Raw genomic sequence first — 11127 nt, 5'->3', positions numbered from 1 at the left:
TCAGCGGCCAGCTGAATCCGGATGATGTAGGCGCCTACGCCACCGTGTTTGCACCGTTTGGCGAAACACTGCGCGGCGACTGGATCCGCATGTACTGGCTTGGCCGGGGCGCCCGCACCGAAGTGCCGGTGGAGGTGGCCGTGAATGGCGCCACCACCGCCCACGACATCGAAAAATACTACGTGGAGAACAACCTGGATGAGTCGGTGACGGTGTTCTATACGCTGACACGCGCTGATGAGGCGATGCCGCGTTACTCACAGATCACCGAGGTGCTGATCAGCCGTGGCGTGGGCGAACTGCCGTCGCCGACCTTGCTTGAAGCGCAAACCACCGGCCCCGACACCGCCGACCTGGAACCCCTTAAGGTGCAACAGGGCACCCAATTGGTGGTGAGCTACGTGGGCATGCGCAACGGTGACTCGATCAAAGCCAGCATGGTAGGCGCCGGCAATGGCGGTTCGCCAGATATCCCGGCCAAACCTGGGAATGAAGCCTTGCAGGAGGTGGCGTTCGATATTTCCAGGGCGGCGATTGCGGCGAACATTCGTGACCACGCCACCACGGTGAAATACCAATACGCGGTAACCCGTGCGGGTGTCTCGGTCACGTCGGCAACCTTGACGGTGACTGTGAGGCCAATACCGCAGTCTGAGTTGGCGAAAACGATGATCCGGATAAATGAAGCGGATGCTGCTACCCAAGTCCTGGATTTGAGTGGATCGGTTACCAATAAAACTCTGCGGGTTGGGTCATGGCCGTTTATCGTTAACGGTCAACGGGTAGCCATGTTATTGAGTGGCTTCAAGGCCGATGGATCGGTACATGACCTGCAGGTATGGCGTCTGGCGAGCAACGCGGTGACTGCTGGGTGGTTCAGCAATGGTTTCTATGATCAACGCGTCGCGGCCTCGTACTTCCGTGAACTGGGTCATGGTACGAAACTGAAACTTCAGTTCAAGGCGACACTTTCATCTAGTCAAACCGAGGCCGACGGCATTAACTTTCCAGTGGTGGAATATACTGTTAACACCCTGCCGGCTGAATTTCCGGTGCCCAAGTTGACCCAGGCCACGGGGACCGGTACCTCAGTTAACCTGGCGCCGTTGAATGCGCAAAACGGTGGCACGGTGTCGGTGGAGTACACGCCGATGTATACCACCGACAGCATTCAAGTCACGATGGTAGGAGCTGCCAATGCGGGGTCGCCCGCGATTCCGGCCAAGAATGGGGTAACGGCGGGCGAGATCACGTTCGATATTCCCAAGGCCTCGATTGCCGCCAACGTCGGTAATGCCAACAAGGCGTTCACCCTTAAGTACGACGTAACCCGTAGCGGCAAGGTTGTATCGTCCCAGGTGTTGACGGTGACAGTGACGCCGATTCCGACAACTGAGTTGGCAAAGACAGTGATCCGGATAAATGAAGCGGATGCTGTTAACAAAGTCCTGGATTTGAGTGGATCGGTTACTAATAAGACCCTGCGCGTTGGGTCATGGCCGTTTATCGCGAGCTTCCAACGGGTAGCCATGTTATTGAGTGGCTTCAAGGCCGATGGATCGGTACATGACCTGCAGGTATGGACTCTGATACAGAATGGCGTGACTAATGGGTGGTTCAGTAATGGTTTCTATGATCAAAGCGTCGCCGCCTCGTACTTCCGTGAGCTGGGTCATGATACGAAACTGAAACTCCAGTTCAGGGCGACGCTTTCAAAAACTAGTGCAGTCGAGGCTGACGCCATCATCTTCCCGATAGTGGAATACACCGTTAACACCCTGCCGGCAGAATTCCCTGTTCCCAAGTTAACCCAGGCAAGTGGCACTGGCACCTCGGTAACGCTCGCGCCGTTGGATGCGCAAAACGGCGGCACGGTGTCGGTGGAGTACACGCCGATGTACACCACAGACAGCATTCAAGTCACGATGGTAGGGGCTGCCAATGCGGGGTCGCCCGCGATTCCGGCCAAGAATGGGGTAACGGCGGGCGAGATCACGTTCGATATTCCCAAGGCCTCGATTGCCGCCAACGTCGGTAATGCCAACAAGGCGTTCACCCTTAAGTACGACGTAACCCGTAGCGGCAAGGTTGTATCGTCCCAGGTGTTGACGGTGACAGTGACGCCGATTCCGACAACTGAGTTGGCAAAGACAGTGATCCGGATAAATGAAGCGGATGCTGTTAACAAAGTCCTGGATTTGAGTGGATCGGTTACTAATAAGACCCTGCGCGTTGGGTCATGGCCGTTTATCGCGAGCTTCCAACGGGTAGCCATGTTATTGAGTGGCTTCAAGGCCGATGGATCGGTACATGACCTGCAGGTATGGACTCTGATACAGAATGGCGTGACTAATGGGTGGTTCAGTAATGGTTTCTATGATCAAAGCGTCGCCGCCTCGTACTTCCGTGAGCTGGGTCATGATACGAAACTGAAACTCCAGTTCAGGGCGACGCTTTCAAAAACTAGTGCAGTCGAGGCTGACGCCATCATCTTCCCGATAGTGGAATACACCGTTAACACCCTGCCGGCAGAATTCCCTGTTCCCAAGTTGACCCAGGCCACGGGGACGGGTACCTCGGTAACGCTCGCGCCGTTGGATGCGCAAAACGGCGCCACGGTGTCCGTGGAGTACACACCGATGTACACCACAGACAGCATCAAGGTGACGATGGTGGGGACAGCCGGAGCGGGTTCTCCGGTGATCCCGGCCAAGAATGGGGTAGCGACGGGCAAAGCCACGTTCGATATTACCAAGGCCGCGATTGCCGCCAACGTCGGTAATGCCGACAAAACGTTCACGCTTAAGTACGACGTAACCCGTAGCGGCAAGGTGGTTGCGTCCAAGGTGTTGACGGTGACGGTGACGCCGATACCCCAGGCTGAGTTGGCCAAAACGGTGCTCAAGATCAATCAGGCTAACGAGGCGACTCAAGTACTGAACTTGACTACGTTTACCGGCGATGCCACAGGGCAAATTGGTGTCTGGCCGTTTATCACTGCGCCTAACCCCGTCTGGTTGAGGCTGCTGGGGAAAACGAACAAGGGCGTTGATCATTCGCTGACGGTGTACAACGGGGCGGGTAGCGCAGCTGTGAACCCGACCTGGATCGCTAACGGAAAAATCGAACCAGGGATCGCTCGTACTTATCTGGAGGGGTTGGGACATGGCACCAAGCTGCAGGTGGAGTTAAAAGCGGCGTTCAGTGTGAGCAAGGTTGAGGCCGAGGCCATCAGCTTTCCGGTGGTGGAATACACCATTTACAAACCCGCTTTAAGTGCGGGTGGGAATAAAACTCTTGCAGTCCCTGGCTACCATGTTATTCAAGGAGCCCCGCCCGCAAATCCACCTGCGGCTGCTGTCTATACTCAAAGTGCAACAGGTGGCGTTCGTCCTTATCGCTACAGTTCAGCTGATAAAAATGTAGCAACGGTTGATGAGTTGACAGGGCGAGTGGTAGCGGCGGGCAAAGGAACTACGAAAATCACAGTGACAGATAATGTTGGAACTACCGCCTCTTATACCTTGACGATAAGTGGTTTAACGATGTGGCGGAGAGTTCATACAGGCCAGCCGCCAATGCAAAATGCATGGCCCAGAGCTGTCAATGCTATCGCCAGTTCAGGTACACGTTTTCCAACGCAGGCTGAGTGCAGGGTACTTGCTGACTTATACAGAGTGGGTGGACTTCCTATCGTTGGATCGCTGTGGTTGGGTAATCAAACTACGCTTAGGTTTGGTAGGTATACGGAAACTGATCCTTATGAATTACTGATTTCTCCTGATGACGGGGGTTGGAATTCTGTTGCTATATGGGGGATTAGTTAAATCAACATAGGGCTAATCTGGGGCATATTTCCCTCAAGGAAGACTGCCCCGTGCGCCACTCCCGGCGAACGTGCGCACGGGCAAAAAACTCAGGCAGCTCGACATCGTCCTTTTGGGGCAGGGTTTCCACGCCTCCACAAGGACAGACCGTCAAGTGACTGCAATGCCCTCACACAACCTCCAGGTAAGAGCTCTGCACCGCCCCCGCCAACTCCCGCACGCCCTCAATAAACTCCGTCAACCGCCTATGCAACCCATCCTCCAGAATCTCATCAATCCCCGTATACCGCAGCCGCGCTTCAAATTCCGCCGCCAAGCGCTGCGCCGTGCGTCCATAGCTGCCAGGAAGGTCCGCGAGGATATGGCTCAACTCCCCGATACACGCATGCAGCGAGCGCGGCACGTCGCTGCGCAACAGCAGCAGTTCCGACACCGAGCGGGCATTCAAGGCATTGGGATACAGCTCGGTGTACGCCTCGAATGATGACAAATCGTGGAGCACGGACTGATTCAAAAGCGGGTCTGCCTCATACTTGATGCTAGATAACAAGACCCGGCACTGAACTGGAATTGAGCGACGGTCAAATGTGGGAGCTGGCTTGCCTGCGATGGCATCAACTCGGTGTTTCAGTTGCACCGAGTCGTCAGTATCGCAGGCAAGCCAGCTCCCACACTTGAGTGTATCGGCCTCAGGGCTTTGCCATCACGGCGGTAAACAGTGGGGACTCAAGGAACCGCTGTAACCAAATCTGCAAACGCTGATACGGCGTCCCCGCAAACCACTCCCGATCCACATGAGCAAACTGCCGCACAAACGGCGCCAGTGCCGCATCCGCCAGGCTCAGGTGTTCGGCGAGCAAGTACTCACGCTCCGCCAGCAATCCTTCCAGCTTTTGCAAGAACACCTCACCCTCGGCCCGATAATGTTCCATCGGCTGTTCCGGGTAGCGCTCGGCATACTTGTATCGATTCAAATGATGCTTGAACACTTGATCATTCTCGGCAATCAACGCCAACACCGCAGGGTCACCTTGTAGCAGCCAATCATCCGGATCGTGCTGCGCCAGCGCCCATTGCATGATCTCCAGGCTCTCCTCGATCACTCGACCTTCGACACTCAACACCGGCACCGTACCCTTGGGCGACAGCGCCAGCATCTCGGCCGGCTTGGCCTTGAGGCTCACCTCGACAATTCGCACAGGAACGCCTGAGTAACGCAAGGCCAGCCGCGCCCGCATCGCATACGGGCAGCGTCGGAACGAGTACAGCAGCGCTTCGTTCACTTGACCTCCAGGGTACTCAGGCCGTTGCCCTGGCGCTGGACCTGGATCTGTACCGGGATGCGCTCGTGCATTTCCTGTACGTGGGAGATCACCGCCACCTTGCGGCCCTGGGCCTGCAGGCCGTCCAGGGCGTCCATCGCCAATTGCAACGACTCCGGATCAAGGCTGCCAAAGCCTTCGTCGATAAACAGCGACTCGATCTTCAAGGTGCTCGACGCCATCGAGGCCAGCCCCAACGCCAGTGCCAACGACACCAGGAAGGTTTCGCCACCGGACAATGAATGCACCGAACGCAGTTCATCGCCCATCTCTGTGTCCATCACCAGCAGCCCGAGCATGCTGCCGCCGCGTTTGAGCCGGTAGCGGCGCACCAGTTGGCGCAGTTGCACGTTGGCATGGTGCACCAGCAAGTCGAGGTTGTAGGCCTGGGCGATCTTGCGGAAGGTGTCGCCGGTGGCCGAGCCGATCAGCGCATTCAGGCGTGCCCAGCGCTGCCACTGCTCGTAAGCCTTGGCAATCTGTTCGGCCAGGGCCAGGTTGGCATTCTGGCGGCGCTGGTCTTCGGACTGGCGTGCGCGCAGTTCGGCGCAGTGTTTCTCACCCTCGAGCAGTTGCTGCTCAAGCGTTGCCAGGGTGGCGTCCAACTGCTCGGCCTCCAGGTTGCCGTTGTGCAGGGCCTGGTGTTCGGCCAGGCGCTGTTCGCGCTCGTGCAGCAGAACCTTGGCTTGCTCGACGGCCTTTTCGCTGCTGTGCAGGTGCTGACGCAACTGCGCGACCTGGGCTTCATCAAGGGCCAACAGGCGCGCCAGGCCCTGATCATCCAGTTCTGGGTGCAAGGCGCGCCATTCGCCGATGCGTGTCGCAAGGGCGTGCTGCTCCGCCTCCAATGCCTGCTGGCGTTGCTGCTGGGCCTTGAGGTCGGCGGCCAGCTGTACTTGCGCCGTGTGCACGGCGTGCAGTTCCTGGTTGGCGTCGGTCTCGCTTTGGCGCGACTGCGTGACGGCTTGCTCCAGCTGCTGTTGCCAGTGTTCGGCGCTGGGGTAATCCCCTAGCAAGGCGCGGAGTTTTTCCTGGACGGCGTGTTGCTGGTCGGCCAGCTCGGCGACTTGCAGATTCACAGTTTCAAGTTGCTGCTGACGATGCTGTTGGTGGGTGTGTTGTTTCTCGATGGCCTGTTGGCGCTCTTGCTGCTCGGCCTGCTCGTCGCGTTGATGGCCCAACTGCTCAAGGCGCTGGCTGACCTGTTGGTCGAGCTGCATGAAGGTCGCCGCAGGCGTGCTGCGCAAGCCTTCCAGCGTCTGGGCGGGCAACAGGCTGGCGAAGGCGCTGAGTTCAGCCTCCAGGCGTTCGCGGTCGCCGGCCAGTTGCCGCTGTTGGTCCACCAGCAATTGCCGGGCTTGCTGGCTGGCATCCTGGGCCGCTTGTAATTGTTGCTGCAAGCGCCCGGCGTTCTGTTGCAGGTTGAGCAGGGCGCTTTGGCGTTGTTCGTCCTGGCTGATGCTTTGGGTCAATTGGGCCAGTTGCTGGGCCAGCCAAGGGCTGCGCTTGGCGGCGTCCTGATTGAACAGCGAGGCAGACAGTGGGTGGGCTTGCAGGCTCGGTGCCAAACCCTGCTGCTGCGTGGCCAACTGTTCCTGCTGTTGCAGGAACTCTTTTTGCTGAGCGATCAGGCCGCCCACTTCACCGCGCAATTCAGTGAGTTTTTCCTTGAGGCTGTCGACGGCTTTCTGCGCAGCCGCCTCTTCACTTTCATCATGGCGGCCCAGGCTTTGCAGCAGGGCTTCAGGCTGGTGATAGGGGTGTTCGTGGCTGCCGCACACCGGGCAGGGTTGGTCATCCTGCAACTGCTCGCGTAATTCCTCGACGCTGGCACTGCGGGCCAGGCGTTGGCGCTCAAGCAGTTGCTTGGTCACCGCCAGGGTTTGTTCGGCAACGGTGAGTTCGGCCTTGGTTTGCAGGCCGGTCTGGTTCAGTTGTTCGCGTTTGTGCGCGGCCTCGGCGAGCCTTTGCGTGAGCGCAGCGGCCTGTTGATCCAACTGTTGCTGGCTGTCCCACAAACGGGCCAGGTCTTCGAAGGCGCGCTGCTGCTTGCGATTGTCTTGCAGCAGGCTGGCCAGCAATTGGATTTGTTCGGCCACCGCGTGCGGTTCGGCACCGGCCTCGTGGTAGAGCAAATCCAGGGCTTCGCGCTGTTGGGTGAACTGTTCGGCGGCGGCGCTGGCGCGCTGTTCGAGTTGCCCCAGCTCGGCCTGGCCTTGGTTGAGGCGATTGCCGATCAACACCAACTGTTGCAGGCGGTCACGGTAGGCGTTCCAGGCATCGCTCAGCGGCGCGAGGGCGGCGCTGTGCTCAAGCTCGGTGGCCAGGCGTTGCAGGCGCTCGGTGCCTTGGGCTTGCGTGTGTTGCAAACCGTCGAGCAGGGCCTGGCCTTCGGTGCAGGCGCTTTCGTGCTGGTGTTTTTCCTCGTTGCGCTTTGCCAGTTCGCGGCTCACATGGGCGAGGGTGTTTTGCTCTTCGATGGCCTGGCGCAGCAGGGGCGCGGCGTCGGCCTGGTGTTTCAGGGCCTCGGCCAGTGCAGCCTGGGCGGCCACTTGCTGGTGTTGCGCCTGTTCCTGGCGGGCGTGCAGGGTGGCTTGTTGCTCGAGGTGCTGCGCAATCTGTGCCGCCAGGGGCGTCAGCAGGGTGCCGAGTTCTGCCTGGCGCAGGAAGTGATGGCGTTGCGGTGCCAACTGCTCCAGCAGGCTCAGGTCCTGGCGTTGCTGACCTTGGCTGGCCCAGGTTGCTTCGTCGCGTTGCAGTTGCTCCACTGCGTGTTGATGGCGCTCCTGCCATTCACGCAGTTCCTTGAGCCAGGTGTGTTGCAACTCCAGCTGCTTGAGCTGGGCTTGTTGGGTCTTGAGCTGCTGCTGGGCGTGGGCCAACTGTTGATCCAGCTCGGCGCGGGCTTCGGGTGCCAGGGGTACCACGCCGGTGGCTTGGTCCTGCAGCTGTTTGTGGGCGTCCTTGGCCTCTTTGGCCTTATCGAACGCACGGCGGCCGAGCTGGGTGTAGAGCGCGGTATCGGTGAGCTTTTCCAGCAGTTCGCTGCGCTCATTGTCATTGGCCTTGAGGAAGGCGCTGAACTCGCTTTGCGCCAGCAGCACCGCGCGGGTGAACTGTTCGAAGTTCAGGCCCAGGGCCAATTCGAGCTGGGTCTTGTATTCGGTTTTCTGGCTGGCCAACAGTTGGTCGCTGTCCAGGTCGATCAGGCTTTGCCGGCTGTTCTGCAACTTGCCGCTGGCCTTGTCACGGGCGCGGTTGGCTTCCCAGCGCGCACGGTAGCGACGGCCACTGACACCGACAAAATCCACCTCGGCATAGCCGCCACCGGTGCCGCGTCGAATCAGGGTGCGCGGGTCGCCGATGGAAATATCCGTGTCGGCGTCCGGCATCTTGGCCTGGCCGGTGTCACCCAGGCGCGGCACCGCGCCAAACAGCGCCAGGCACAGCGCATCGAGCAGGGTACTTTTACCCGCGCCGGTCGGCCCGGTGATGGCGAACAGACCCGCACTGGCCAGGGGCTCGGCGGTAAAGTCGATTTCGAACGGGCCCGCCAGGGAGGCGAGGTTTTTCAGGCGGATGGCGAGGATCTTCATGGCTGTTCGCCCTCCTGTTGCACTTCCTGGAGCAGCACGGCGAAGTCCTTCAAGGTCTGTTCATCCACTTCACTGCCGTAGCTGTCCTGCCAGGCGCGGCTGAACAGTTCCTGGGGCGTGAGCTGGTCGAGTTCGATCAGTTGCGCATCGTCTACCTCTGCGCTGCCGCGTGTGCCGGCATACTCGGCGGCGATACGCACCAGGCGCACGGCCTTGCCTTGCAGTGCAGTTTCGATCTGTTGGCGCAGGTCCGGTTGCGGCTCGTCGAGGCGTACGCGCACTTCCAGCCAGGGGTGGCGCTGGGTTTCGGCGAGCAGGTCGATGTCGGGCAGCTCACCGAGTTGCTTGAGGATATCGGCCAGGGGCGCGGCATCCAGGCGTTGCAGGTTGACGGAGCGGGGAATCAGGATCGGTTCGCAGCCCACCAGCCTTTCGCCCTGGAACGTCACGTCGAGAATCTGGTGCTTGTAGCCGATTTCGGAGAACGACAGGGGGATTGGCGAGCCGCTGTAGCGAATGCGCTCCTCGCCATTGACCTTTTGCGGTTTGTGCAAATGGCCGAGGGCCACATACGCCACGCTTCGGTCGAACAGTGTGGCAGGCAGCGCCTCGGCATTGCCGATGATCAGGCTGCGTTCGGAGTCTTCGGATACCGACCCACCGGCCATATGCGCATGGCTGATGGCTATCAGCGCCTGGCCTTTGTTGCGCTTGGCATTGGCGGCCGCGATCAGCCATTCATGCACTTGGCCGATGCCGCGCAGGTAATCATCGCCCAGCTGTGCGCCGGTGACTTCCGCCGGGCGCAGGAAGGGCAGCGCCAGGCACCAGGCGGCGATCTTGCCTTTGGCATTGGGCAGCGGGATCAGCAGCCGGTCGGCATCCAGTTGCCCGTCATCCAGCCACAGCACCCGGCCCAGGGCATGGGTGCGCAGGCGGCGCATCAGAGGCGCAGGCAGCTCAATGCGCGAACCGGAGTCATGGTTGCCGGCAATCATCACAATGGTCAGCGTCGGCTGTTGTTCGTGGGCGCTGATGATGAAGTCATACAAGCGCTCCTGGGCCTTGAGCGGCGGGTTGACCGTGTCGAAGATATCGCCGGCGATCAACAGCACGTCCGGGCGCTGGGCCTTGAGTTGGCCCAGCAGCCACTCAAGGAAACAAGCGTGTTCGAAGTCGCGTTCCTGGCCGTGGAGGTTTTGGCCCAAGTGCCAGTCGGAGGTATGAAACAGACGCAAGGCGAACTCCGTGGAGAAGATGAAAAGGAGGGGAGTTTACCTGTAAAAGTGCACGCGGACTCATGGCCGACGCGATCAACGGAGTGTGGGCCAGCCCTGATGGCTGATTGTAGGAGCGAGCTTGCTCGCGAAAAACGTCAACGATGACGCGTGTTTCCTGGATAAACGCGGCGCCTGTGAGTTCTTCGCGAGCAAGCTCGCTCCTAGGGGGTTATGGCGTGTTAGTGGGGTTGGGTTGCAGGCAATCGAGCGCACGGTCGGCGAGGGTGCGGGCCATGTCGATCAGGCGACGCAGATCCACTGTGGGAGCTGGCTTGCCTGCGATGGATGAGTATCAGCCAGCACGTCTGCCGACTGTTACACCGCCATCGCGGGCAAGCCCGCTCCCACAGGGTTTTGTGGTGTTGGTCGAGGCTGGGTTACTTGGGGTAGAGCGGCGGCAAACTGGTGGTGTCGGTGGCCGGGTCTTGTTCGCGTTCGGCCACGGGGATCGCCTTGATGGCACGCCATTGATTGTTCCCACGCTCTGCGTGGTAATGCATCCCGTGACGCTCTGCGTCACCGTTGCACAGGGGGTGAAACCTGGACGCGGAGCGTCCGGGGCGGCATTCCCACGCAGAGCGTGGGAACGAGCAGGCTCGAGGGGTACTTGGGGTAGAGCGGCGGCAAACTGGTGGTGTTGGTGGCCGGGTCTTGTTCGCGTTCGGCCACGGGGATCGCCTTGATGGCACGCCATTGATCGTTCCCACGCTCTGCGTGGTAATGCATCCCGTGACGCTCTGCGTCACCGTTGCACAGGGCGTGAAGCCTGGACGCGGAGCGTCCGGGGCGGCATTCCCACGCAGAGCGTGGGAACGAGCAGGCTCGGGGGTTACTTGGGGTAGCGCGGCGGCAAGCTGGTGGTGTCGGTGGCCGGGTCTTGCTCGCGTTCGGCCACGGGGATCGCCTTGATGGCACGCCATTGATCGTTCCCACGCTCTGCGTGGTAATGCATCCCGTGACGCTCTGCGTCACCATTGCACAGGGCGTGAAGCCTGGACGCGGAGCGTCCGGGGCGGCATTCCCACGCAGAGCGTGGGAACGATCAGGCTCGGGGGTTACTTGGGGTAGAGCGGCGGCAAGCTGGTGGTGTCGGTGACCGGGT

General features: G+C 60.1%; 7 protein-coding genes. 1 reads left to right on the top strand and 6 read right to left on the bottom strand.

The genetic code is table 11. The features are described from left to right. Positions 1-44: 44 nt before the first annotated feature. Positions 45-3827, top strand: a complete 3783-nt coding sequence (locus GIV26_RS27250; protein ID WP_236282351.1) for an Ig-like domain-containing protein — start codon at positions 45-47, stop codon at positions 3825-3827. 169 nt (positions 3828-3996) lie between these two features. Here GIV26_RS27250 and GIV26_RS23050 read toward each other — a convergent pair whose 3' ends face one another. From GIV26_RS23050 to GIV26_RS27165, 6 genes are all read right to left on the bottom strand, one after another. Then, positions 3997-4377, bottom strand: a complete 381-nt coding sequence (locus GIV26_RS23050; RefSeq protein ID WP_268943441.1) for an alpha-E domain-containing protein — start codon at positions 4375-4377, stop codon at positions 3997-3999. A 139-nt stretch (positions 4378-4516) separates the two neighbouring features. Beyond that, positions 4517-5110 (bottom strand): glutathione S-transferase, encoded by a 594-nt coding sequence (locus tag GIV26_RS23045; protein WP_236282349.1) that lies wholly within the window; start codon positions 5108-5110, stop codon positions 4517-4519. Further along, complete coding sequence (locus GIV26_RS23040) at positions 5107-8745, bottom strand: AAA family ATPase (protein ID WP_236282347.1); 3639 nt, start codon at positions 8743-8745, stop codon at positions 5107-5109. Before GIV26_RS23040 ends, GIV26_RS23045 begins: the two co-directional genes overlap by 4 nt. Then, on the bottom strand, positions 8742-9983 hold the full coding sequence (locus GIV26_RS23035; protein ID WP_054897971.1) for an exonuclease SbcCD subunit D C-terminal domain-containing protein: 1242 nt from the start codon (positions 9981-9983) through the stop codon (positions 8742-8744). The genes GIV26_RS23040 and GIV26_RS23035 overlap by 4 nt, the downstream gene beginning before the upstream one ends. Before the next feature lie 419 nt (positions 9984-10402). After that, a complete protein-coding gene (locus GIV26_RS27170; protein WP_267910821.1) occupies positions 10403-10525 on the bottom strand; it encodes a hypothetical protein in 123 nt (40 codons plus the stop codon). Between the two features lie 329 nt (positions 10526-10854). Beyond that, the gene (locus tag GIV26_RS27165) at positions 10855-10977 is read right to left on the bottom strand and encodes a hypothetical protein (RefSeq protein ID WP_254914303.1); all 123 of its coding nucleotides are present in this window, start codon (positions 10975-10977) and stop codon (positions 10855-10857) included. Positions 10978-11127 lie beyond the last annotated feature (150 nt).

This window comes from Pseudomonas sp. PA-1-3F, assembly GCF_021609665.1.
GTDB classification, from domain to species: domain Bacteria; phylum Pseudomonadota; class Gammaproteobacteria; order Pseudomonadales; family Pseudomonadaceae; genus Aquipseudomonas; species Aquipseudomonas paracarnis.
This window is presented reverse-complemented; position numbering and strand designations above follow the sequence as displayed.

What these genes read in the sequence shown, in the direction of transcription:
- GIV26_RS23040 (WP_236282347.1), bottom strand. Translation starts at nt 8,745, where the DNA reads ATGAAGATCCTCGCCATCCGCCTGAAAAACCTCGCCTCCCTGGCGGGC.
- GIV26_RS27170 (WP_267910821.1), bottom strand. Translation starts at nt 10,525, where the DNA reads ATGCATTACCACGCAGAGCGTGGGAACAATCAATGGCGTGCCATCAAG.
- GIV26_RS27165 (WP_254914303.1), bottom strand. Translation starts at nt 10,977, where the DNA reads ATGCATTACCACGCAGAGCGTGGGAACGATCAATGGCGTGCCATCAAG.